The 23,608-nt window shown below is 57.4% G+C and carries 22 protein-coding genes; 15 read left to right on the top strand and 7 right to left on the bottom strand.

What is annotated here, in order from left to right; genetic code table 11:
• Positions 1-11: 11 nt before the first annotated feature.
• The 5 genes from JOE56_RS04150 to JOE56_RS04130 all read left to right on the top strand — a co-directional run bounded on the left by JOE56_RS04150 (position 12) and on the right by JOE56_RS04130 (position 6,215).
• A complete protein-coding gene (locus JOE56_RS04150) occupies positions 12-1,166 on the top strand; it encodes an acyl-CoA dehydrogenase family protein (RefSeq protein ID WP_204514958.1) in 1,155 nt (384 codons plus the stop codon).
• A 67-nt stretch (positions 1,167-1,233) separates the two neighbouring features.
• Positions 1,234-1,974: a 3-hydroxyacyl-CoA dehydrogenase gene (locus JOE56_RS04145; RefSeq protein ID WP_204514957.1), complete on the top strand. Its 741-nt coding sequence runs from the start codon at positions 1,234-1,236 to the stop codon at positions 1,972-1,974.
• Between the two features lie 868 nt (positions 1,975-2,842).
• The gene (locus tag JOE56_RS04140) at positions 2,843-5,008 is read left to right on the top strand and encodes an HNH endonuclease signature motif containing protein (protein ID WP_204514956.1); all 2,166 of its coding nucleotides are present in this window, start codon (positions 2,843-2,845) and stop codon (positions 5,006-5,008) included.
• A gap of 95 nt (positions 5,009-5,103) precedes the next feature.
• The gene (locus tag JOE56_RS04135) at positions 5,104-5,598 is read left to right on the top strand and encodes a methylated-DNA--[protein]-cysteine S-methyltransferase (RefSeq protein ID WP_204514955.1); all 495 of its coding nucleotides are present in this window, start codon (positions 5,104-5,106) and stop codon (positions 5,596-5,598) included.
• The gene (locus tag JOE56_RS04130) at positions 5,595-6,215 is read left to right on the top strand and encodes a DNA-3-methyladenine glycosylase I (protein ID WP_204514954.1); all 621 of its coding nucleotides are present in this window, start codon (positions 5,595-5,597) and stop codon (positions 6,213-6,215) included. The genes JOE56_RS04135 and JOE56_RS04130 overlap by 4 nt, the downstream gene beginning before the upstream one ends.
• A gap of 108 nt (positions 6,216-6,323) precedes the next feature.
• Here JOE56_RS04130 and pstB read toward each other — a convergent pair whose 3' ends face one another.
• The 7 genes from pstB to JOE56_RS04095 all read right to left on the bottom strand — a co-directional run bounded on the left by pstB (position 6,324) and on the right by JOE56_RS04095 (position 13,362).
• Positions 6,324-7,103 (bottom strand): phosphate ABC transporter ATP-binding protein PstB, encoded by a 780-nt coding sequence (pstB, locus tag JOE56_RS04125; protein ID WP_102239019.1) that lies wholly within the window; start codon positions 7,101-7,103, stop codon positions 6,324-6,326.
• A 25-nt stretch (positions 7,104-7,128) separates the two neighbouring features.
• A complete protein-coding gene (gene pstA / locus JOE56_RS04120) occupies positions 7,129-8,322 on the bottom strand; it encodes a phosphate ABC transporter permease PstA (RefSeq protein ID WP_204514953.1) in 1,194 nt (397 codons plus the stop codon).
• A complete protein-coding gene (gene pstC / locus JOE56_RS04115; protein WP_204514952.1) occupies positions 8,322-9,299 on the bottom strand; it encodes a phosphate ABC transporter permease subunit PstC in 978 nt (325 codons plus the stop codon). Before pstC ends, pstA begins: the two co-directional genes overlap by 1 nt.
• A 141-nt stretch (positions 9,300-9,440) precedes the next feature.
• Positions 9,441-10,532, bottom strand: coding sequence for a substrate-binding domain-containing protein (locus JOE56_RS04110; protein ID WP_204514951.1), 1,092 nt, complete (start codon positions 10,530-10,532; stop codon positions 9,441-9,443).
• A gap of 203 nt (positions 10,533-10,735) precedes the next feature.
• Entirely contained in the window at positions 10,736-11,710 is a 975-nt protein-coding gene (locus JOE56_RS04105; protein WP_102239022.1) for an NUDIX hydrolase, read from the bottom strand.
• A complete protein-coding gene (gene mshD, locus JOE56_RS04100; RefSeq protein ID WP_204514950.1) occupies positions 11,707-12,624 on the bottom strand; it encodes a mycothiol synthase in 918 nt (305 codons plus the stop codon). Before mshD ends, JOE56_RS04105 begins: the two co-directional genes overlap by 4 nt.
• A gap of 12 nt (positions 12,625-12,636) precedes the next feature.
• A complete protein-coding gene (locus JOE56_RS04095) occupies positions 12,637-13,362 on the bottom strand; it encodes a response regulator transcription factor (protein ID WP_338028619.1) in 726 nt (241 codons plus the stop codon).
• 104 nt (positions 13,363-13,466) lie between these two features.
• On the opposite strand from JOE56_RS04095, the gene JOE56_RS04090 reads away from it, so the two are divergent.
• The 10 genes from JOE56_RS04090 (at position 13,467) to JOE56_RS04045 (ending at position 23,606) form a co-directional block, all read left to right on the top strand.
• Positions 13,467-14,273, top strand: coding sequence for an ammonia permease (locus tag JOE56_RS04090; protein ID WP_204514949.1), 807 nt, complete (start codon positions 13,467-13,469; stop codon positions 14,271-14,273).
• Positions 14,274-14,466: 193 nt separating this feature from the next.
• Positions 14,467-15,069, top strand: a complete 603-nt coding sequence (locus JOE56_RS04085; protein ID WP_102239026.1) for a heme-binding beta-barrel domain-containing protein — start codon at positions 14,467-14,469, stop codon at positions 15,067-15,069.
• Between the two features lie 5 nt (positions 15,070-15,074).
• The gene (locus tag JOE56_RS04080; protein WP_204514948.1) at positions 15,075-15,791 is read left to right on the top strand and encodes a hypothetical protein; all 717 of its coding nucleotides are present in this window, start codon (positions 15,075-15,077) and stop codon (positions 15,789-15,791) included.
• Between the two features lie 5 nt (positions 15,792-15,796).
• Positions 15,797-16,831, top strand: coding sequence for a CAF17-like 4Fe-4S cluster assembly/insertion protein YgfZ (gene ygfZ, locus JOE56_RS04075; RefSeq protein WP_204514947.1), 1,035 nt, complete (start codon positions 15,797-15,799; stop codon positions 16,829-16,831).
• Between the two features lie 43 nt (positions 16,832-16,874).
• Positions 16,875-18,239, top strand: coding sequence for a 4-aminobutyrate--2-oxoglutarate transaminase (gene gabT, locus JOE56_RS04070; RefSeq protein WP_204514946.1), 1,365 nt, complete (start codon positions 16,875-16,877; stop codon positions 18,237-18,239).
• Positions 18,240-18,449: 210 nt separating this feature from the next.
• Positions 18,450-19,205 (top strand): ATP-binding cassette domain-containing protein, encoded by a 756-nt coding sequence (locus JOE56_RS04065; RefSeq protein ID WP_204514945.1) that lies wholly within the window; start codon positions 18,450-18,452, stop codon positions 19,203-19,205.
• Between the two features lie 51 nt (positions 19,206-19,256).
• Entirely contained in the window at positions 19,257-20,231 is a 975-nt protein-coding gene (locus tag JOE56_RS04060) for an ABC transporter substrate-binding protein (protein WP_204514944.1), read from the top strand.
• A 28-nt stretch (positions 20,232-20,259) separates the two neighbouring features.
• Entirely contained in the window at positions 20,260-22,368 is a 2,109-nt protein-coding gene (locus tag JOE56_RS04055) for an iron ABC transporter permease (protein ID WP_239530360.1), read from the top strand.
• A gap of 2 nt (positions 22,369-22,370) precedes the next feature.
• Positions 22,371-23,261 (top strand): siderophore-interacting protein, encoded by an 891-nt coding sequence (locus JOE56_RS04050; protein ID WP_204514943.1) that lies wholly within the window; start codon positions 22,371-22,373, stop codon positions 23,259-23,261.
• Positions 23,262-23,357: 96 nt separating this feature from the next.
• On the top strand, positions 23,358-23,606 hold the full coding sequence (locus JOE56_RS04045; protein ID WP_094451986.1) for an AbrB/MazE/SpoVT family DNA-binding domain-containing protein: 249 nt from the start codon (positions 23,358-23,360) through the stop codon (positions 23,604-23,606).
• Positions 23,607-23,608: the final 2 nt, after the last annotated feature.

Below are 23,608 nucleotides of genomic sequence, written 5' to 3'. Positions count from 1 at the left end.
GGAGTACAACAGTGATTCTTGACGGATACCGCGGTGCGTGGGAAACCGAGGAAACCGATGACCTGCGTGACCTCACGCGGAGCTTCTTGGAGAAGGAAGCGAAGCCCAACTTGGCGCGTTGGGCCGAAAAGCACAAGATCGACCGCGAGTTCTGGAACAAAGCCGGTGAGCTGGGACTTCTGTGTGTGTCCATTCCGGAAGAGTACGGCGGCGGTGGTGGAACATTTGCCCACGAAGCTGTTGTGCTGCAGGAGCAGGGGTACATTGGCGACGCGGCGTGGGGATACGCCGTTCACTCCACGATTGTGGCGCACTACATCAACGCGATTGGAACGGAAGAGCAGAAGAAGCGCTGGCTACCGGGCCTGGCGTCCGGTGAGCTGGTTGGTGCTATTGCCATGACAGAGCCGGGCACTGGTTCTGACCTCCAAGCGGTTAAGACCAAGGCTGTTTTGGACGGCGACGAGTACGTCATCAACGGTGCGAAGACGTTCATTTCGAACGGTACGCATGCGGATATCGTCATTATTGTGGCGCGTACCAACGACCAGCCGGGTGGTAAGGGGCTGTCGCTCATTGTCGCCGAGGTGAATGACCTTCCCGGGTTCTCGCGCGGTCGCGTTCTGGACAAGGTTGGGCAGCGCGGACAGGACACTCGCGAGCTGTTCTTTGAGGACATGCGGGTGCCGGCTGAGAACCTGTTGGGTGGTGTTGAAGGTAAGGGGTTCATCCACCTGATGCAGCAGTTGCCGCAGGAGCGGTTGGCGCTGGCCGTCACCGGTGTGACCACGGCTGAGTATGCGGTGCGTTTGACCATTGACTACGCCAAGGAACGTGAAGCTTTTGGGCGCCCGATTCTGGGGTTCCAGAACACCAAATTTGTTCTGGCGGAATGCGCCACCGACACGTTCGCGGCACGTACCTTCGTGGACCACCTCATTGCTCAGCACATCGACGGGAAGCTGACCACCGAGCAGGCGTCCGCAGGTAAGTACTGGGCGACCGACATTCAGAACAGCGTGATCGACCGGTGTGTACAGATTTTCGGTGGATACGGGTACATGCTCGAATACCCGATTGCGCGGATGTACGCCGATGCGCGCGTCCAGAAGATTTACGGCGGTACCAACGAAATTATGAAGGACCTCATTTCGCGTGGGCTGTAGGGCGTAGCGAATACGTCAGCAGGCCAGCAGATCTCAGCAGCCAAGAAGTTTATGAAAGGAAAACACCATGCAGTTTGCTAACAAAACTTTCATTGTGACAGGAGGCGGCTCCGGGCTGGGTGCTGCCACGACTCAGGCGCTGATCGAGCGAGGCGCTCGCGTGTTCATCGCCGACCTCAAGGGCGAAGCCCCATCGGGCGCCGAGTTTGTCGAAACCGACGTGACGAGCCCCGACAGTGTGTCAGCCCTGGTAGACAAAGCCAACGCTGACGGAACCCTGGCAGGGCTGGTCAACTGTGCTGGGATCGGAACCGCGCAGAAAACCGTGAGTTCTAAGGGGCCGCACGATCTTGAGTCGTTCGCTAAGGTCGTGAACGTCAACCTCATTGGTACGTTCAACGCGATTCGCTTGGCGTCCTGGGCTATGTCGCAGAATGAGCCGGGCGAAGACGGTGAGCGTGGCGTGATTGTGAACACCGCGTCGGTTGCGGCGTTCGAGGGCCAGATAGGTCAGGCTGCGTACTCTGCTTCTAAGGGAGGGGTTGCTGGGATCACTCTGCCTATCGCGCGTGACTTGGCGAGCGTGGGGATCCGTGTTGTCACGATCGCGCCTGGGTTGTTCCTCACCCCAATGTTGGCGGGATTGCCTGAAGCGGCACAGGAGTCGCTGGGCAAGCAGGTGCCGTTCCCGCAGCGTCTGGGTCAGCCGAGCGAATATGCCAACCTGGTGACGCACATCGTGGAGAACCGCATGCTTAACGGTGAAGTGATTCGCCTTGACGGTGCTATCCGCATGGCGCCACGCTAAGTTTCGTGATGCGACGCTAAGTGTTTTTGTAACTGCGCTAGGTTTCATTACGTCGGGTTAAGCCGCACAGCGTAAAGGGGCAGGTGACCGCGAGGTTGCCTGCCCTCTTTTTTTGTGCGCCGAGGTGGCACCTGGGTTTCCGTTTTTCTTCACCTGCTGCCTGATAAACCTGCCCAGGAATTTCATGTCCAGACAACGCAAAGTGAGTGATGCAGCACATTATATTGCGCAGTTTTGCTCGTTCTGCGCCGTCATGCTTGGGGTGATGCGCGTGTGTTCCCGGGATTTCCGTAGCAGGTGCCGGGTCTGTGGGGAGTTGATCGCGATATGGTGCGCGGCATAGTTGGTGGAGCATGTATAACCGCCTGTTGCCTTACGGATTCCTGGGCAATAGGTCCCTGCTGTACACACTTTTTGAGCATTAAACTCGGCTCACGACTGTGCACATCCTTTGGCTTACATGAGGGTGTTGCTGGTGAAGCGCGATCGGCTGTAAGAGTCGAGTGTCCTACGCGCGCTGGCATATGTCTTGCAACGCTGGTCTATCGTCACCATCACTTCCACTAGCGAGCGTCGTCTGCGGTGTCCACAGCAGAATGCGTTTCACTGAGCGCTTGTCGCGCCCGCAAGTGGGCGTTCGTCGTGCTCATGTCTGCTCGCTTGTCGTCACTACAACTCAGCGCCGTTCGTCGCCACCGCAGAGCGTTTGTGGTGTCTTAAGCGGGATGCTTTTGGGTACCCGACTGAACGCGTGTGGCTTCTTTGACTGAACACTCGTTCGAAAATAAATCGAAACAAAACGAACAAAACCCTTGACTCTTGCATTCGAACACAAATAGAATAGAAGCACGCAAGGAGGTGAAACCGCATGACCACAACAGATCACCATGTACGCGATGACATGTATGACGGGCCGGCTGTTGAACTATTCGAAACAGTCACAACCACCACACGCATCATGGACGAAGCCCGGGTGAAACAAGCAGAAGCAGTCGCTGCGTTGATTAGCGCCCACGTGACGCCGTTGGATGATTTCACTGACGGCATGCACGCAGTGTTCACCTCCAACCCAGGAACCGGCCCACTGGTTACTAACGGGAAAGCAGGACAAAACTCCAACGCGGGTAAGGCTTCACACTCAGCTTCGGGTTCCTCTTCTGCTTTCAGACCGGTGACTGCTTCTCATGCGGGTGCTCGGGTTGTTCCTGCGGATGGTCCGCGCGCCACTGTTGGTGTGGATGATGTGGTGGCGTGTGTGGCCCTGCCTTCGGGTGAAGTGTGTACGGTTGCCAGTGTGGAGCGTGTGCCGGATGAGTTGCCTGCCCCGACTGAAGGGGTGTTAGCGAAGGTTTTGGATTGTACGCGCGCCCAGGTGGTGACCCAGGTGCGGAAGATCATGACGGCTGTGGTGCTCATGCCCAAACTCTGGTCGTTGGTGAAGCAGGGTGTGATTGGGTTTGACCGGGTGGTGTATACGGCTGGCAGGGTTGGTCGTGCTGGGGTGTGTATCCCGGTGTTTGATGAAATGCTCACCAGTAAGCGTGTGGACGTGTCATGGAAAACCTTTAAACGGCACGTGGCTGAAGTGCTTGCGATGCTTACGACTCCTGAAACCCAGGCTGCGAATGCGAAGCGTAACCGGTCAGTGTCCTATTGGGTCAACGATGACGGGACAGCGACATTGTCGTTGACGGGGCCGGTGTTGGAGATGGAAGCGTTTTATCAGCGTGTACGCGGGACTGCCAGAGCGATCATGGCGAACCATATAGAACCGTTTACTGCCACGTTGACCGATGAGCAACAGGCCTTGTTTATTACCGAAGGCAACGGGGATGTTTCTGAAGTACGTGTGGGCGATCTGGGTCGGGTTGAGGTTGATGATGACCGGCTGATGGACCAACTGACCCTGGATTTGATCACCGGGGCTAAACCCTCAACCACGCTACGTGCCCGAGTGACCCGGACAGGTAAACAAGCACCCATCAGAGTCACCTACACCACACCAGAAGGTCCGAGTACGGATGAAGCTGGGCCGGGTGATGCGGATGGTTCGGTGTGGGCTGACAGGCGCGAAGCCCGTCAGGCTGAGGACGTGTATGAGCTTGAGTTGTGCGTGTCCATGCCTGAAAAGGAAGAATGGTTGAAATCCCAAGCCAGCATTAACCTCACAGTCCCGGTACTGCACTTCCTCATGAACAACCCGCCACCGGGGGCGGAACGAAGGCCCAGCGGAAACGAAGAACAAAATCCCGAAGAAGATAAACCTGAGAAACGCAGACCAGAGTACCAGGGGAGTGGTGCGCCACCAGGGACTGGTGCGCCGCAGGGTGATGGTTCGGGTAGTGAGTTTGATTTTGGGTTGCCGATCAAGGTGGACCCGGGTGCGCGTGCGCCGGTGATGATGAATGGTCGGGTGCCGTTGGATGCTCGGACTGCTGATGAGGTGATTGCGCGGGCGAAGTGGTTATACAGGATGTTCACCGACCCTAAGACCGGTGTGGTCTTGGAGTCTGCGCCGACGAAGTATTACATTCCCGCGGCTTTGAAACGCATGGTGGAGGCCAGGCACCCGTATTGCAGTGTCCCATGGTGTGCGGTCCCTGCCAGGGTGTGTGAAAAAGACCATATCGAACCGTTCAACCATCAGGACCCCGAAAATGGTGGGCTCACTGTGATGGAGAATTTGCACCCGTTGTGTAAGCGGCATCATCAATTGAAAACCCAGAAACGACTCCGCGTCGACAGGATGGATGACGGTTCCCTGGCGTGCGTGTTCCCCAGGATTGGTGCCATGCTGGTCTACCCACCAGAATCCAGGATCAACCAATACCAGTACGAACGGTTAATCGAGTACTTCGACACCGGTGACCAAGACATCAGCGACACCATCAACAACTACCTAGCAACAGAACAAGCAAGTGCTCATAGTTCGCAACACGACCCCGCGGTCGCTGACGAGTACGCAATCGCAGGGGAGGTGTTCAACGGTGACACCCGCCCATGGGAACCCAACAACGAACCACCACCATTCTGATTTACTACCACCGTTCTGATGCGAGCAGTGTCAGCTAGCTGTACTGACGTACTGTTGAAACCATCCACCAAGCCCGTACTTACGGCCGGAGAGCAATGACACTTAACTACTGCACCCACCCAACACCTCTGGGCGAGCTACTACTTGTCACGCGCAACGGTGCGCTCGTCAACGTCGGGCTGCCGGGGCAAAACATCGAACCGCCCCGCCCCGCAACCGTCGCAACCCACGACACCGGGACGCACGACACAGGGGAACACCTCGGCACCATCACCCAGCAACTCGACGAATACTTCAGCGGCCAGCGAACCACGTTCGACATGAACATAGACCTCAGCGAAACCACCGATTTCAGGCGGGCCGTGCTGGAACACCTCGTGACAATCCCGTACGGGGAAACGCGCACGTACACTCAAGTCGCCGAGGCGGTGGGCCGGCCTCGCGCGGTGCGCGCCGTGGGCTCGGCGTGTGCCACAAACCCGGTGCCCATCGTCATTCCGTGCCACCGGGTACTCCGGTCTGACGGGTCACTCGGCGGCTACGCGGGTGGCCTGGACATGAAACGAACGCTATTGGAGCTCGAACAGTGACCGACCGCCCCACCTCACTCAGCCACGCCGCCGCTACCGCACGTGGCCTCATCGTAGCGGCCGACGGACTTGCCCGCCCGCCATGGGCCGTGCATGACCCGCTTCTTCGCGACTACTACGACCACGAATGGGGCGTGCCCGTCACCGATGAAACCGGCATCTTCGAACGGCTGTCCCTTGAAGCTTTCCAGTCGGGACTCTCGTGGGTGACGATCCTGAAGAAGCGGCCGGCGTTCCGGGAGGCGTTCGCCGGTTTCAACCCCGAGGTCGTTGCCAGTTTCGACGACACCGACCGAGCTCGCCTAATGGCAGATACTCGAATCGTGCGCAACCGGGCAAAAATCGACGCCACAATCAACAACGCTCACGCAACTCTGCAACTTCGCGACAGCGGGGGACTGGCTGACCTTGTGTGGTCGTTCCGGCCGGACTCGTGGACACCCCCGCAGACTGTGAGTGAAATCCCGACCACCTCACCTGAGTCCCACGCACTCGCGAAAGAACTGCGCAAACGAGGCTTCCGATTCGTTGGCCCCACCACCATGTTCGCTCTCATGGAAGCCGTCGGAATTGTGGACACACACGTGCCAGGAGCATACAAACCGGACTGCTCATAAACCAACAGCAGTTAAGAGCAGCAACACTCTGGAACAACAACACACAGCACCCAGAAACACGAAGGGCCGCACCCGTCACAGGTGCGGCCCTCGTTCGTGCATCCGGGATTATCCGAAGCGACCAGAAATGTAGTTCTGGGTCTCCTCGTGCGAGGGGTTCGAGAAGATGACCGAAGTGTCATCGTATTCAATGAGGTGACCTGGCTTACCGGTTCCCGCAATGTTGAAGAACGCGGTCTTGTCAGCCACACGTGCAGCCTGCTGCATGTTGTGGGTCACGATCACAACCGTGAACTGTTCCTTGAGGTCGTTAATCAGATCCTCAACAGCCAAGGTCGAAATCGGGTCAAGAGCTGAACAAGGTTCGTCCATGAGGATCACATCTGGTTCAACAGCAATCGTGCGAGCAATGCACAGACGCTGCTGCTGACCACCGGAAAGGCCGGAGCCTGGGCGGTCCAGACGGTCCTTCACCTCGTTCCACAGGTTTGCACCTGTGAGCGAACGCTCAACGATTTCGTTCGCACGCTGCGAGCTCAGACGAGTTCCGTTGAGCTTGTAACCCGCCAGAACGTTTTCACGAATCGACATCGTGGGGAACGGGTTTGGGCGCTGGAAAACCATGCCCACCTGGGTGCGAACCACAACAGGGTCCACGCCAGGTCCGTAAATGTCTTCGTTGTCCAGCAGAATCTGACCCTCGGCGCGAGCACCAGGAAGCACTTCGTGCATACGGTTGATGGTGCGGAGGAACGTGGTCTTACCGCAACCGGAAGGACCGATGAATGCGGTGACGCTACGAGGTGCAATGTCGATGTTGACCTTCTCTACCGCAAGGAAGTTGCCGTAGTAGACGTCTAGGTCAATGGCTTGGATGCGCTTTGACATAAGTGTTTCCTTCTTCTTTGCGGCCTTAGCGACCGGTCTTCTTAGGGGCGAACGCCTTGGCGATAACACGAGCAACCAGGTTCAGGAGCATCACGATGACGATCAGAACCAGAGCCGCTGCCCATGCACGTGCGATCGATGGGTCCGGTGCTGCCGGTGCAGTTGGGTTGACGAGCTGACGGTAGATGTACACCGGAAGGGCAGTCATCCATCCGTTGAACACATTCCAGTTGGTCGTTGCGATGTAACCTGCGGTCACCAGGATCGGTGCGGTTTCACCGGTAACACGGGCGATTGCCAGCGTCACACCAGAAGCGATACCCGAGATCGAGGTAGGAAGAACAACCTTCACAATGGTGCGCCACTTACGAACACCCAGCGCATAGGACGCCTCGCGCAGTTCGTTCGGAACAACGCGCAACATTTCTTCCGTCGAGCGCACCACAACCGGGATCATCAGGATCGACAGCGCGATCGCCGCCGTGAAGCCCATCTTGACCAGCTGCAGTTTAGCCGGGCTCGTTCCAATGAACGTCGTGATGAACAACTGGAACACGGCGAACGCGAACAGACCCGCAACAATCGACGGAATACCGGTCATAACGTCCACGAAGAACGTGATCGCACGCGAGAACAGCTTTCCTTTACCGTACTCAACCAGGTAGATCGAGGTCATGAGTCCCACAGGCACCGAAATGATGGTGGCAAGCAGCGTGATCATGAGCGTACCCACCAGACCGTGTGCGAAACCACCCATGAGCGGTCCGCCTTGCGCGGTCTGCTGGTCAGTCGCACCGGTGACCCCATCCATGTCTTGGAAGAGCATCGCAGGGTTGCGGATCAGGCTTGGCAGACCGTTCGCAACCACAGTCCAAATAACAGAAACCAGCGGGAGGAGCGCAATGATGAAGGTCGCCCACACGAGGTTCTTCCAGAGCCCGTCTGCTGCGCGACGACGATTCTCCATCGCGAACGTCACGATGTACATTCCGATGATGTACGCAATCGCAGTGATGATCGCAAAGCCCACAAGGGAGAACGTGTGCTGAACCAAGAACGTCCATGCGAGCCCCACAACCGCAGCGCCAGCCAGAACAGCAAGCCAGATCCACGACGGCTTCTGACCAGCGGTCAAAGAGTTCTTCTGCTTACCCTTGCGCGCAAGAGTCTTAGGCGCCTCGGTCTTGGTGTCAGTGTTTGTCTCAATGTTTTTCGACATTAGTTAGCCCCCGAGAATTCTTTGTGGCGGCTGACGATCCAGCGCGCAAGCATGTTGACGACCAGGGTGATGATGAACAGCATCAAACCAGCTGCAATCAGTTCGTTCTGGCGCATTCCGAACGCTTCTGGGAAGTTCAGAGCAATTTCTGACGGGATAGTTGCGTTGTGTCCGGACGAAATGAGGCTGAGCGAGAAGATACCGGGCGAAAGCACCAGGGTCACAGCCATGGTTTCACCGAGCGCACGCCCAAGCCCAAGCATGATGGACGAAATGATACCGGCGCGCGCGAATGGGAACACCGTCATGCGAATCATTTCCCAGCGCGTTGCGCCAAGTGCCAGCGCGGCTTCTTCGTGCAGTTTAGGAGTCTGGACGAAGATTTCACGACACAGCGACGTAATGATGGGCAGAATCATGACTGAAAGCACGATTCCGGATGTCAGGATCGTACGACCGGTGTTCGAGGCTTCACCGCCGAACAGTGGGATCCAGCCCAAGTACTTGTTGAGCCACGCATACGCAGGGACCAGCGAAGAAGCGAGGAATGTCATACCCCACGCACCGTAGACAACAGAAGGAATCGCAGCGAGCAAGTCGATGACGTACCCAACCGGAGTTGCGATTTTACGAGGTGCGTAGTGCGAAATGAAGAGAGCGACTCCCACCGCGATCGGGGTAGCAATAAGAAGTGCAATTGCCGATGCGATGAGCGTTCCAGCCATAAGCGGCCAGACGTACTGGAAGAAGTTGTCCGCACTGACGATGCTGTCTTGGCTCGAAAAGATCTTTGGCCACAGTGCTGGAAGGGACTCGACTACCAGGAAGATTGCAACGAACGCGAGGACCAGAAGAATGATGGCACCGGCAACCAGCGCAAGGCCAGAGAAGACCTTGTCTCCAGCCGCGCCACCACGCGCAGACTTGGTGACCGAGGGAGCCTTCTTGTCCTGTGGCTCCGCAGTAGTATGGCTCACAATAAATCCCTAAATTAAACGAAAGCGGGTAAGTCCCGCTAGTGGATATGTGTGAAAAGGTGTGTGCATAGAACAGCCACCAGACCCAGACAACGGGTCCGGTGGCTGTCCTTTCAGCTCATGCTCTTAAGGCTCAAGCAATTAGCCCTGAGCAGTGATAGCGTCGATTTCCTTCATCGCAGCGTCGCGAGTGGTCTGCGAGATAGGAGCGTTACCTGCAGCAGCTTCTGCGTCCTTCTGGCCCTTTTCGGACACTACGTAGGAAGCGAATGCCTTTGCAAGGTCAGCGGTTTCCTGGTCCTGGTACTGCTTGCAGTAGATGTGGTAGGAAACCAGAACGATTGGGTAAACGCCCGATTCTTCGCTCTTACGGTCGAGTTCGATAGCGCCAGCTTCGCCAGGCTTGGAAGCGTCAACCATCTTCGCAGCAGCTTCTGCTGAGTAAGGAACGTATTCTTCACCGACCTTGACGGAAACGGTTCCGAGTTCACCAACCTGTGAAGCGTCAGCGTAGGTGATCGCACCTTCCTTCTGCTGGGTCAGCGAAACAACACCGGAGGTCTGCTGTGCAGATTCGCCACCGAGTTCCTTTGGCCAGGTTTCGATTTCGCCTGGCTTCCAAGCGTCACCAGCAGCTTCGGTGAGGTAAGCGGTGAAGTTTTCGGTGGTACCGGAGTCGTCTGCACGGTGGACAGGAACGATGTCCATGTCAGGAAGTTCAACGCCTTCGTTCTGCTTTGCGATTGCGTCGTCGTTCCACTTCTTGATTTCGCCAGCGAAGATCTTAGCGATGGTTTCTGCGTCGAGCTTAACTTCGTCAACGTCAGGAAGGTTGTAAGCAACTGCAATTGGGGAGATGTATGCAGGAACGTGGAAAGCACCACCGTCGCCGCAAACCTTCTTTGCTTCTTCGAGCTCTTCGTCCTTCAGAGCTGCGTCGGAACCAGCGAAGGAGTACTGGCTACCCAGGAAACCTTTACGTCCGGAACCGGAACCAACTGGGTCGTAGTTGACGGAGAGTTCAGGGTTGTCAGCCTTAACGCCTTCGGCCCAAGCGGTCATAGCAGCTTCCTGCGAGGAAGCGCCACCACCGATCAGGGTGCCGGATACGGCCTTGTCGCCACCGTTGTCGCCGCCCTTGTCTCCGTTGTCAGAGGAGCCACCGCAAGCGGACAGGGTCAGTGCGCCAGCAGCCAGAATTGCTGCGGCAGGTGCGAAACGCTTGAGCTTCACGAGGATACCTTTCGGTCTGTTCGAGTTGGGGAAGTTCCCCACGTGCAACTCAACGTTAAAAGTCCATGGTTTACGCAAGTATCAGTTCAGGTTAACGGGGGGTTAATTCGCTTAGAAAAAGTTGAGATCTTGGTTACTTTTTCATCACAACGAGGTATTAGGCGAATCTGGTAGGGGTGCTGGTGAGGGTCCTGGGTGTGCCCCTAAGTGTCAATGGGCCGGTACCTCTCCACCTCAACAATCCGTGGCACGGGCCCCGGGCGGAAATAAGCAATCAGAATCTCGCCGGGGTTCATGTACGGGTCTTCACTTGGGAGCTTTTCGGCAAGCCCCGTAGGCGCAAAGGATGCGAGCGTGCGGAAAACCGTCGGCAAAACAGGCCGGTGGGTGCAAATCGCAACCGCCTGTTCTTTCGCAATGATCTTTTCTAGCGCCTGCTTTGTCTTTTCAGGCTTATTTGAATTGTTCTTTTCGCTGAGCCATTTAATGGTTTTGATATTCCGCCCCGTAGACGCGGAATACGGTTTGAGTGTGGCCACGCACCGTTTCCACGGACTGGAGATCAAACGCCTGGGCTCCCACGCGTCTAAAAGTCCAGTCAGCGCTAAAGACTGGCGCGTTCCCAGACCCAACAACGGCCGCAACTGTTCTGTCTCGTGCCACTTGGAACGGGGAAACGCCTTCCCATGACGCACGATGATCACTGGAAACCCGTACAAGCTACCCGTCTGGTGCGCCTGCTCCAGCCGGTCAAGCTGCTCGCGGTCAGAAAAGCGAGTGAGCTTGTTCCGTGCATCTTCGATGGGCAACCACACAGCCTTGTCAATTTCTTTTGGATTAGCAGGCCGAGGTGGTGCTTCCGTTTCGACGTGCGCCGCCCAGTATTCGACGTGCTTGGAAAGTTTCTTTCCCACCGTGTACCGGGCTGGCGGCAAGGGGAGTCCAAGCGTCACTCGGTATCCGGTTTCTTCTTCAATTTCTCGGATCGCGCATTCGGGTAGCGTTTCGCCTTTTTCGACTTTGCCTTTTGGCCACGCCCAGTCGTCGTATTTGGGCCGGTGTACCAGAAGCACTTCAAGACGACCACCGGCTTTGCGCCACAGCACGGCACCAGCTGCCAGCACATCGGCGTTCAGCCGTGCGGATTCGCCTGCGTTGGAAACGGGGGTGGGGCTCACGTGTGTTCCTGAGGTGCGTAGCTTATGTGGCGGATTTCGTTCACAAACCCCAGCTTCCTATACACATGGAGTGCTGAGTCGTTGTCAGACTCGACGTACAACTCAATCGCGTCCACTCCACTATCTATAAGGTGTCGCATGCCCGCAATCATCAAGGCCGTACCCAGGCCACGCGAGTGGACCTGCGGGTCCACTCCAATGACGTAAACCTCACCCATGGTGAGCCCACTGGGGTGGGTAGTGTGAATCTTCGTGTGATGGAAACCCACAACCTCACCATTCTGAACCGCAAAGAAAACGGAAGCTGGATCAAAACCAGGGTCTTCCACAATCTTCGCGTAGTCCTGCGCGCTCTGGTTGCCCTGTTCGGGGTGCCAACTAAACGCAGCGTTGTTGATTTCGCGCCACCGCACTTCATCACCAGGTTGGTAGGTACGGATTTCAACGCCCTCGGGCACGCGCACGTCCGGAACAGCAAGCCCCTCTGCCACCGTCTTCGTCGACAGCTGCAACAGGACTCGTTCACGTGAGTATCCAAACGAATCGGCTAGCGTCTGGGCGGCTGGGTGGTCGCCGTGGGACCACGCCCACGTGCGCGCCAAAACACCCGCCTCACGGGCACGCGCGCGGAGATCTTCAGCAAGAAGCCGGCCGCCACCTCGGCCGCGGAACTCCTGCGCCACACACATTTCCACGGCACTACGTTCGCCCTGGTCAACAACCGCGCCAAACCCTGCCAACCGGCCCTCAAAGACAAGCCCAAGGGAGACAGGCGCGTGCGTCCCAGAGTCGCCAACCTGATCAAGCGCACCGAGGACACCGTCAGACAGCGGCGCCACGTGGTCATGAGCGGTCACTTCGCGCAGGAGTTCGCGGACGCTGTCGTCCACTTTCATCTCACGTGTGTGTGACACGCGGGTCCTTTCTCAGTCGCGATCTGACAGTTGAGCTACTGGCTCGTCTGAGCTAAACATATAGCCCACGCTTCTTACTGTACTAATCGCGTGCGCAAACTCCGGCCCGAGCTTTGCCCGCAACCTCCGCACATGCACGTCGACGGTCCGGGTTCCGCCCAAATACGCTTCGCCCCACACATGCGTGACCAACTGGGCGCGCGTGAATGCGCGGTTGGGGTGGGTGACCAGGTGATACAGCAGTTCGAACTCGCGGTAGGTGAGGCTCACGTTGCGGTTCCCCACCGTCACGGTGAAGTTGTCGTGGTTGACTGTCAGCTTGCCGTGCCGCGTGATGGGTTCTCTCGCCGAGGTATCCCTCACCGGATCAGCCACGTCCGGTTGGCGAGGTTGAGGTGCTCGCGCGTAGGCCAAACGGAGGCGCGCATCGATTTCTGCCGGTTGCGCGTTCGCGCTCACAACGTCAGTCACGTTCCATGACTCCTGTGCGACAGAAAAGCCGCCGTCGGTGAGAACGACGATCGTGGGGCCGTCAAAACCCGCCGTTTTCAACCGTGTGGAAATGATGGGGGCGATGGTGAGGTCGCTAGTCGCGTCGACGACGGCGATCTCGAACGAGCCGGGGTCTATGGTGATGAGATCAGACATTGCGGGTGAGCTCGTCGTGATGGTGTGTGGCAGGAGGTGCAGGGCTGGAAGAGCCGTCTCACCTGTGGCCTCTATCACGAGGATTCGCACTTTTCCCCTTTGCTCGTTTGGTTGATGGAAATTATATGTGTGGTCTGCGGGTTCTGATCGTGCCGTCTGTGACGTGGTACCGCTGACGTGGCAACATGGGGCGTATGGAACGGTGGATTAGCGTGCTCGTTGCCCTGGGTCTAGGTGTGACCCTGGCGGTGACGTCGTCATTAGGGTACGGCCCTATCGCTTTTGCCTCCGGAATGTTGGTGTTTGTTTTCGCATTTGGGTGGCCGCGGCTCACCGACTCACCTCAGCCGTGGACCACAAGCTTCACTTTGGGCGGGTTTGGCTTCGCCGGCATGCTTGCCACCTGGCTCGCGGTCGCGCCCCCGTACCTGGAGTGGCTCCCGGTGCTGGCTGGCCTGGGACTGCTGTGGTCTTTTGTTCAGCACCTCGCGCGGGGGATCGAGGCATCACACGCGGTTGCGAACGTCTCGGCGCAAGTGGCCGGGATCGTCATCACGTTGTCCGCCTGTACGTGGATCGCAAGCCTGCGTCTGCCAGGTAACCATTCGGCCATTTACATCGGACTCGCCGCGATCTTCTTAGCCCAGTGCGCGACTGCACTTCCGTGGCCAGCCCGATACACCTCGCCCCTGGCCGTGGCCTCCGGTGTTGCGGGTGCAGGGATCGCGCACGTGTTCCACCCGCTGCCCACAGTGAGCGTGGTGGTCTCTTTGGTATTCGGAATGGTGCTGGGCGTGATTGTTTCGGCAACGGACCGTATTTTGGGGTTGATTGCGCGCGCTCGCTTCCAGGCGACCTCGCTCAATGAAGCCCGAGGTGTCACAAAGGCGCGTACGTGGGGCGTCCAGTTGGCACTGGGGGCGGCTCCGATCGCGCTTTCCGGTGTCGCGGTTTATGCCGTGCACCGTCTGCCCGCGTGGGCCGTCATCTGGTTCGGGTGAGAGCCGGTACATGACCCGGCACATAGCTCCGATGGGAGCTGGCAGAGGCAAAGCGGTACACTATGAGCATGGATAACTTTGTGGTTCTTGAAACTGTCTTTACTGTTCTGGTCGCTCTGGCCGGACTCGGCACTTTGGGCATTGCCGTTAAGGTCATCGCGAACCTGTTCAAGTCGCGTCGCTAAGCCTCCGTATGCCAGTCGAAATTCCAACTGACCTCAAACCCGAACTTGTCCCACTCGCGTGGCTTATCGGCTCGTGGGAAGGCGTGGGTGTCGTCGGTTACGGTGACACCCCAGACACGCAGTTCGGGCAACGTATCGACTTTGTTGCCCCCACCTCGGCGCCGTACCTGCTGTACACGGCGCAGTCGTGGCTTCTGGGTGACGACGGCAAAATCGCTGACACACTCAGCGTAGAAACCGGGATCTGGCAGCTGGTGCGCGACCGCGACAACTCTGATGTGGGCCCCGGCCTCATCCCGCCCAGCGAAGACTCGAAGTACACCAACGCGGAAGCTGTTGACGCTCTGCGAAACAGCGACGGCGACTTTGATCTTGAAGTTTCGCTGGTCCACCCGCACGGACTGACCGAGCTGTACGCGGGCCGCATCAACGGTCCACGCATCGACTTGTCCACCGACGTGGTGGCCCGCACCCGCACGTCGAAGGACTACAAGGCCTCAACCCGCATGTACGGCCTGGTCGAAGGCGACCTTTTGTGGGCATGGGACATGGCAGCTAACGGCCACGAACTCGCATCGCACGCATCAGCACGGTTGAAAAAAGTCGCCTGAACCGCGTGACAGCCCCAACCAAGGTATACAAACCTCGCAAGAAACCAGGCCCCCGTAAGAGATCGGGTCTGCGGGGTTTCGCATTCGTCATCGTCGTCATTCTGGTGGCGATCATCGCGTTCGTTGTCTTACTGACAGCGCGCGTCAACGCGGTCACGCGCCATGCGGAGGCCGCCTCGGAAGCGGGGAACGCATTCATTGAGGCGCTGTCCAATGACCCAGGCAATGCACAAGGGCACTTGGACAAGGCGCGCGACGAATTGGGGCAGGCAAAAGACAACCTGCACAGCATCCCCATCGAACAAATGCACATGATTCCGTGGGTCAAACGCAACGTGGACGCGTCCGACACACTCATCACGCACATGGAAAACGTGCTCAACCAGGCAGGCCCCGTGATGATTTCACTGTCAGGCGTGGTCGACTTCAATTCTGGGTCACTCAAAAGCAACCCAGACCTGTCCAGTTTGAACCCGTCGATGTGGGACGACGCGCGGGAAGCCGCAAAGGTGATTAAAGAAGCACGGGAAGCCATCCATGGAATTGACACGGCAGGCCTGCTGCCGGATGTGCATAACGCGGTCCACGACGCACGCGAAATGCTTGATGCGGTGTATCGCAAAATTGCTCCGCTCGAATCAATCGCGGAGGATATCAAGAAGTATCTGCCGCCTGGAATTGCCAAGCGGCTGGAAGAACTTGGCAATCTACTTGGGGGATAAGCTCAATGAGCGCGGTATACGGCACCGGCCACCGATCGTCTGAAATTGCTCACCTAGGTTCACCGCTGCGTGAACAGCGTGCGCTCGCTGACGGCAAAGCGGTCGCGGACCTGTCGTCCATGTCGATCCTGACTCTCACGGGCCCGGACTCTTTGACCTGGCTCAACTCACTGACCACGCAAAAACTCGACTCGGCTCAGCCTGGAACGTCCACGGAGACACTGGTTCTTTCACCCACCGGCCACATTGAACACTGGGCGTACGTGTACGTGGCAGACGACCGCGTGTGGCTACTCATCGACGGGGACGGCCAACCTCTGCGTGAGTTCCTCGAATCCATGAAGTTCATGATGCGGGTCGAGATTGCCGACGTCAGCGACGATTACACGGTTGTTGGCTCAAACGGTCCGGCGGACAGTGCGGAACCTGTGGTCGAATGGGTCGACCCATGGCCGGAAATCACCCCTGGTGGCGCTAGCTATTCGGCCGTCACCGATCACCCTGGTAGCGCCTACGACTTTCGCATAAACGTGTGCCGTGATCGCGAAGGCCTCACCCTAGTGGGGCGCGACGCGTGGGAAGCTCTGCGCATCGAGGCGTGGCGCCCAGCGCTGTCAGACTGTGATCACAAAACACTCGTAGGCGAAATCGACATTCTGCGCACAGGAGTCCACCTAGCCAAGGGCTGCTACCGCGGACAAGAAGCCGTGGCGCGAGTACACAACCTGGGGCAAGTCCCGCGACGCGTAGTTTTCCTGCACCTGGACGGTTCGGACCACGCTGTTGTGTCCCCCGGGGACCCTATCCTGGGGCCCGCCCGAGGTGCCGAACGGCAGGTGGGGACTGTCACCTCGGCGGCAATCCACTACGAACTAGGGCCCATTGCGCTGGGACTGGTCAAGCGGACGGTCGACCCACAGGCGCAACTGACCGTTGTCACGGACGACGGGAACACGAGGGTGAGCGCTGCGCAAGAGCAGATTGTGGGCACCCAGAAGGAAACAGTTACGGTTCAGAGGAATCCTCAGCTCAGGCGTTAAATTTTCCTCAACACAAGGCGTGTTCGTGCGTTATCTTTGACGTATGACTTCATTGGAAAAGGGCGGCCCATCGCTGTCGCAAGAACGCAAGATTGTCACCGAAATCCCCGGACCAAAATCACAAGAGATCGAAGCCAGGCGTAACAAGGCCGTTGCGCAGGGTGTCGCTTCTGGGTACCCCGCATACATCGTTGCTGCGGGTGGCGGAATCCTCAAGGACATCGACGGCAACCAGATCATCGACCTGGGTGCAGGAATCGCAGTTACCAACGTGGGTAACGCGAACGAAAACGTCGTGAAGCGCGTGACCGAACAGGTGGAAGCTTTCACCCACACATGCTTCATGGTCAACCCGTATGAAAACTACGTTGAACTCGCTGAAAAGCTCAACCAGCTGACCCCTGGGTCCTTTGACAAGCGCACGGTGCTTTTGAACTCGGGTGCCGAAGCTGTTGAGAACGCGGTGAAGATTGCTCGCACGTACACCAAGCGCAACGCCGTGGTTGTGTTCGACCACGCGTACCACGGGCGCACCAACCTGACCATGGCCATGACCGCCAAAGTTGCGCCATACAAGCACGGCTTTGGGCCGTTCGCTGGCGAGGTCTACCGCGCGCCCATGTCGTACCCATTCCGCGACAACGACGCTGCCGGCACCAAGATTTCAGGTGAAGACGCAGCAAAGCGTGTCATCACCATGATCGAAAAGCAGGTGGGTGCCGACCAGGTTGCCGCGATCGTGATTGAACCTATTCAGGGTGAAGGCGGTTTCATCGTTCCGGCAGAAGGCTTCTTGCCAACCTTGGTGGACTACGCACGCGAAAACGGCATCGTTTTTGTGGCAGACGAAGTGCAGGCAGGGTTTGGACGCACTGGAAAGATGTTCGCCTCTGAGTGGGAGGGCATTGAGCCCGACCTGGTCACAACCGCAAAAGGAATTGCCGGTGGTCTGCCACTGTCCGCAGTGACCGGGCGTGCAGAAATCATGGACGCGGTAGGTGCTGGTGGACTGGGTGGAACCTACGGCGGTAACCCATCAGCTGTAGCGGCGGCACTGGGCGCGATCGAGTCGTACGAAAACGAGGGTCTGCTGGAACGTGCCAGCGCACTTGGTGACATCATGCGTTCCCGCATGGAAGCACTGCAGTCCAAATTCCCTGAAGTTGCCGACGTTCGTGGACGCGGTGCAATGCAGGCGTGCGAACTGGTACAGCGTGACTCAATCGAGCCAAACGCTGACCTGGCTAAAGCAGTTGCAAAGCACTGTGCCGACAACGCTGTTCTGGTCTTGGTGACCGGTACGTTCGGAAACGTTCTACGCTTCCTGCCACCGCTGACCATGTCAGACGAACTGCTCAACGAAGCATTTGACGTTCTGGAAGAAGGGTTCGAAAAGGCGCTGAGCTAAGCGTTTTCTGATCTCACAGGAAGGCCCTGCGGTAGTGATACCGCAGGGCCTTTGCTGTGGCTAGCGCAGATCTCCAGCTATTAACAATACAGATTCGTGTTGTAATAAGGTTAGGCATGCCTTAATCTATCTGTTGTGTTGAAGACGCTGAACAAAACGAGGGTATCGGGGCTTACGGCGCAAGGTATATGCGCTGGCTACTCGAAAGACATGGTCGTTCATGGCGTTAATATGCGCTTGAACGCCGGTGAGGTGACTACGCTCGTAGGGCCCAACGGGTCGGGGAAGTCTACTTTGTTGCGGACCCTTTCGGGCCTGCTACCAGCGAGTTCTGGACAGGTTCGCTTTGATGACGGCGCAACAGTAGGCGGTTTGTCGCGCAAGCAATTAGCACGACGGTTGACAATGCTCACGCAGATGCGAGCAACTCCACACGGGATGCGTGTCCGCTCTGCTGTAGCGTTAGGCCGCCACCCGTTCACTGGGTTGTGGGGCAAAGGAGATGCAGTAGGCGCCCATAAGGTTCAAGAAGCCATGAGGCTCGCGGACGTTGAAGACCTCGCAGATACACCGCTCGAACAGCTTTCAGGCGGACAGTTACAACGTGTGTGGTTGGCCAGTTGCTTGGCCCAAGATACCGAAGTTCTTCTGCTTGACGAGCCCACCAACCACCTTGACCTGAAGTACCAGGTCGAATTGCTCGAACTTCTCTTCGATCTAGCCCACAAGCACGGTGTGTGCGTGGGAGTAGTTCTACATGACCTCAACCATGCCGCAGCGATCGCTGACACGGTCGCAGTGCTGTCAAAGGGCCGCGTTGTTGGTATTGGAACGCCGCATAACGTGTTGCGCTCAGATCTCCTCAGCGAAGTGTATGGGACGGAGATCACGTGTGAACACGACAGTGACGGAGTCCGAGTGACTACTCGAAGCCCCCGGATTCGCGCTTTTCGCGGTACGGATTAATCTCATCGACGCCTAGTACTAAGGGGCGTCATCTCAGTCGAAAGGAACCCTATGGGTCTACGTAACATGCTCGCGATCGCCGTGGCTGGTCTTCTCACGCTTAGTGGTTGTGGCGCAAGATATGAAGCGCAAGACACAACGGCTGATCAGGGCGGTGCGTCAATCTCAATTACAGACAGCCGCGGAAAGACCGTAACTCTTGACGGTCCCGCCGAAAAGGTTGTGACCTTGGAATGGTCGGTCACCGAGTATGCTGTGGCGCTTGGTGTCAATCCGGTTGGTGTCGCCGACCCTAAGGGGTATGCCGAATGGGACACAGCCGTTCCACTGCAGAATGACCCCAAGGACGTGGGCATCCGAACTGAGCCGAGCGTTGACGCTATCGCCGCGTTAGAACCCGATCTCATTCTGGCTGACAAATCTTCGATACCCGATAAGCAGATGGCGACGATTGAAAAGATCGCGCCGGTCGCCGTATTTAACAGTGCAACTACCGACGGACTCATCGACCTTCTTAAAGAGAACCAGAAGAAAGTCGGGACGCTTACTGGAAAAGATGCTGAAGCAGAGAAGATGTCGGAGGACTACGATGCCACCGTTGAGGAGTGTAAGCGCAAAATCGCTGACGCCAATAAAGAAGGTACCCCCGTCGTCTACACATACCCCACAAAAACGGCCAACACGATTGACTTCCGCATGCATGGGCCCGGATCTGGTCCGGGAGTTGTAGCCAAGGACGTGGGATTGTCTCACGCGTGGAGTGACAGTGGTGACAAGGACTACGGCATTAGCAATAGCGATGTGGAAGGGCTGACGTCTCTGTCTGAGGACGCCCATGTGTTCTACTACGCGGAAAAGGGCGGAGAGGACCCGATCGCCGCGTTGAACTCCAATGGCATCTGGAAGGGCCTTGGCTTCGTCAAAAACAATCGAGTTCACAAGATTTCTGACAGCGTATGGCTTTACGGTGGCACCAAATCGCTCGAACAAATGGCCGAGCTTTACGTTGACACAGTGACTGGTTGATTCTTCCAACCATTACGTCGCATAACCCATGACACATTCACTCAAAGAAACTCACCCGCGTAACGACGTGCCTGCCGACTCACACGAGGCTAGACACAGGACCCGCAAACTGCTGTCCTTTGCGACCCGGCTCGTTGCAGTATTGGGCTTGGTGCTGGTTCTGTCGGTGATACACCTTACGCAGGGGACATCAAACGTTACTCCCGGTGCTGTCCTTCAGTGGGCAACGGGTCGCGGATCAGACTTTGACACAACTGTCATTTTGAATTCTCGACTCCCGAGGTTGCTTGCAGGCATCGTGGTGGGAGTTGCCCTGGGTGGAGCTGGCGCGCTTATGCAGTTACTCACCCGAAATGCTTTGGCATCACCTGACACTCTCGCGGTCAATGCTGGAGCGTACTTGTCTTTGACCGTGGTCGCTGTTAGTGGCGTGACGCTGTCTTTTGTTTCAGGAACAGCAGTCGCGTTTTTAGGTGGGCTCATCGCTGCAGGTGTAGTAGTCACGCTTGCGCGAGGTTCTTCGCCCGTTCGTTTGGTGCTGGCGGGCAGTGTGATGGCAATGGGCTTGTCGGCGCTCACAACGGTGTTCCTGTTGTTCTATTCGTTCGAGACACAGAGCCTGGTGGCGTGGGGGTCTGGTTCGTTGGGGCAGATTGGTATGGGAGGTGTCCTTCAGCTTGCCGTAGTCGTTGGTGCGGTGCTTGTTGCGGTCTTTTTGACTGGCCACAAACTCGACGTGATGCATCTAGGTGATGATGCAGCGTCGAGCCTAGGTATCAACGTCGCAGTTTGGCGAACAACCTTCGTGCTCCTGTCAGTACTCCTTGCGGCAAGCGCTGTCACAGTGGCCGGGCCGATTGCCTTTGTTGGGCTGTGTGCTCCCGCGCTCACTCGTATTGCTGCGCGCTGGGTCGCGGAGCTGAGCCACGCTCGCAGTATGTTCCTCATGTCCATGATTGTTGGAGTCATCCTGGTGGTGGGCTCCGACGTGATACTCAGAGCGGTGATCCCCGGAAGCGACTCTGTATCGGTTCCCACTGGCATTGTGACATCGATTATTGGAGCGATTTTCCTCATCGTGTTGGCACAAGGCGTCAAATCTGGGTTTGATTCCGACTCCCTGGTGACAATGAAGAACGGCACAAAACTGGGGTTTGAGCGACCGCGTGTCATTATCGGCGCTACTGCCGTTCTGTTAGTTCTGTGTGTGGGTGGTGCGATCCTCGTGGGTGACACCGTTCTGTTCACCGGCGACGTGGTGAACTACCTGAACAACATCGCCCCTCCACAGGTGGAGATCGTGCTGGAATCACGCGTTCCACGCGTGTTCGTCGCATGTCTTGCCGGTGCATGCCTTGCGCTTGCGGGTGCTTTCTTGCAAGGGACGACACGTAATCCGCTTGCCGATCCGGGCGTGTTGGGCGTTTCCGGTGGAGCAGGTGTGGGGGCTGTATTCGCACTGACGGTGTTCCATAGAAGCGACTTTGCGACCTTAGTAGTCTGCGCGGGGCTCAGCGCGCTGGTAGTGGGGTTACTGCTGTTCGGTCTAGCGGGCCGAGGTGGTTTCGACCAGGCGCGCATGGTTGTTACAGGTATTGGAATCGCTACAGCGACTCAGGCGCTCACCACCTGTCTGATCGTCGTCTCCGATCCGTGGAACCGCACAATGGCGATGACATGGCTGGCCGGATCCACGTCAGGGGTGACTCTGGCGCAAATTGTGCCTATGGTGGTGTGCCTGGTGCTTGGAAGCGCTGCGTGTGTGTATGTGGTTCGCGATTTAGACGTCATTCAGATCGACGACAATACACCTCGCATCCTGGGAGTAAACGTCGTTCGACATCGCGTCATTCTTGTACTCATCGCGTTGATACTCGTCACCGTGACCACCGTAACGATCGGAGTGATCGCGTTTGTTGGTCTGGTAGCCCCACATGTTGCTCGTCTCATTATCGGTACACGTCATGTCTTGCTACTTCCGCTTGCATCACTGACCGGGGCCATCCTCGTCGTGTGTGCCGATGCCCTAGGTCGAACAATTGTGGCTCCCGGCCAGATCCCCGCGGGTCTGGCCACAGCGATGATCGGGTGCCCATATTTCTTGTGGCTTCTCATTCGAATGCGAAAGGACGCTTAACTATGCCTCAGTCCTATAAGCCGTTTCTCGTTCATCTGATCGCTCGTACTCAGGTGTCAGAAAATCTTGTACGGCTGACATTCACCGGACCTGAACTTGACCAGTTCGGAACAACGTGCCTGGACCAACGCATCAAGCTTGTTCTTGGTTCGCGTGAATGTGTTGAAGAGCTGGTGGAACGCGATGATTGGCTCGCCTGGGCACGTTCGCTACCGGAAGACGTGCGGCCTCGTTTGCGCACGTACACTGTGAAGGCTGTACGCCCGATGTCCAAAGAAATTGACGTTGACTTCGTGGTTCACGGAACTGAAGGGCCTGCGAGTGCATTCGCAGTAGAAGCTCCTATAGGAACGCACATTGCAGTTGTGGGGCCTGTCGAAGGCGCTCCTGGTTCTTCCTCAGAAGGGGTCGCATGGGCGCCGGGCAGTGCGTCACAGGTACTCATCGCCGGAGATGAAACCGCGGTTCCCGCTATTAGCAACATCGTTGAAAGCCTAGACCCTGAGATGCGTGGAGCCGTTTTCCTGGAAGTGCCTTCGTCTGGAGACATTCAGGACTTCACAGCGCCACACGGAGTCACCGTGAACTGGCTTCCACGGGAGTCGCACGCCGGTACGGCGCGCGGTGATTTGCTCTACCGCGCCGTTCAAGAGTGGTGCGATCAAAACGGTATCGCCTCTTCCGAAAAACAGGTTGATCCTGACGACTCATATGACAGCTCCGTGCTTTTGTGGGACGAAGCTAGGCGCGGCAACACGGACGCGCTATATGCGTGGGTTGCTGCCGACGCCGACACCGTTGCACGACTTCGCCACGAGATGCGCAAGAAGCGGGGGCTACCCAAAGACAGCTCCTCGTTTATGGGGTATTGGCGAATGGGCGTGAGTCTCTAGGTGTACTGACCGGACACGTTGATTGACTACATGCCGTGAGGTCACCTCCTGGTTGGTGCCACTTGTTATACTTGTGGCACCAACCAGGAGGTCAGCATGGACATGGATCAAACGCCCCCACCGGGCAAGTACGCCGCGACGGTCAAGGTCGGCCCCAAGGGACAGATCGTCATCCCCAAGGGCGCGCGGGAGCTCTTCGATATTCACCCGGGCGACACCCTGCTCCTGCTCGCTGACGCGAACCAAGGGATCGCTTTGATGCGCCAGGAGACGCTCGATCAGATCGTCATGCAGGCGATGCCTGGCCATCAGACCCCCGTGGACTCAGAGGGTGATGAGGGATGAAG

Source organism: Brevibacterium paucivorans (genome assembly GCF_016907735.1).
Taxonomy (GTDB): domain Bacteria; phylum Actinomycetota; class Actinomycetes; order Actinomycetales; family Brevibacteriaceae; genus Brevibacterium; species Brevibacterium paucivorans.
This window is presented reverse-complemented; position numbering and strand designations above follow the sequence as displayed.

Coding starts and splice junctions, on each gene's coding strand:
- JOE56_RS04145 (WP_204514957.1), top strand. CDS start 1,234: ATGCAGTTTGCTAACAAAACTTTCATTGTGACAGGAGGCGGCTCCGGG.
- JOE56_RS04140 (WP_204514956.1), top strand. CDS start 2,843: ATGACCACAACAGATCACCATGTACGCGATGACATGTATGACGGGCCG.
- JOE56_RS04135 (WP_204514955.1), top strand. CDS start 5,104: ATGACACTTAACTACTGCACCCACCCAACACCTCTGGGCGAGCTACTA.
- pstB (WP_102239019.1), bottom strand. CDS start 7,103: ATGTCAAAGCGCATCCAAGCCATTGACCTAGACGTCTACTACGGCAAC.
- pstA (WP_204514953.1), bottom strand. CDS start 8,322: ATGTCGAAAAACATTGAGACAAACACTGACACCAAGACCGAGGCGCCT.
- JOE56_RS04090 (WP_204514949.1), top strand. CDS start 13,467: ATGGAACGGTGGATTAGCGTGCTCGTTGCCCTGGGTCTAGGTGTGACC.
- JOE56_RS04085 (WP_102239026.1), top strand. CDS start 14,467: ATGCCAGTCGAAATTCCAACTGACCTCAAACCCGAACTTGTCCCACTC.
- ygfZ (WP_204514947.1), top strand. CDS start 15,797: ATGAGCGCGGTATACGGCACCGGCCACCGATCGTCTGAAATTGCTCAC.
- gabT (WP_204514946.1), top strand. CDS start 16,875: ATGACTTCATTGGAAAAGGGCGGCCCATCGCTGTCGCAAGAACGCAAG.
- JOE56_RS04065 (WP_204514945.1), top strand. CDS start 18,450: ATGGTCGTTCATGGCGTTAATATGCGCTTGAACGCCGGTGAGGTGACT.
- JOE56_RS04060 (WP_204514944.1), top strand. CDS start 19,257: ATGGGTCTACGTAACATGCTCGCGATCGCCGTGGCTGGTCTTCTCACG.
- JOE56_RS04055 (WP_239530360.1), top strand. CDS start 20,260: ATGACACATTCACTCAAAGAAACTCACCCGCGTAACGACGTGCCTGCC.
- JOE56_RS04050 (WP_204514943.1), top strand. CDS start 22,371: ATGCCTCAGTCCTATAAGCCGTTTCTCGTTCATCTGATCGCTCGTACT.
- JOE56_RS04045 (WP_094451986.1), top strand. CDS start 23,358: ATGGACATGGATCAAACGCCCCCACCGGGCAAGTACGCCGCGACGGTC.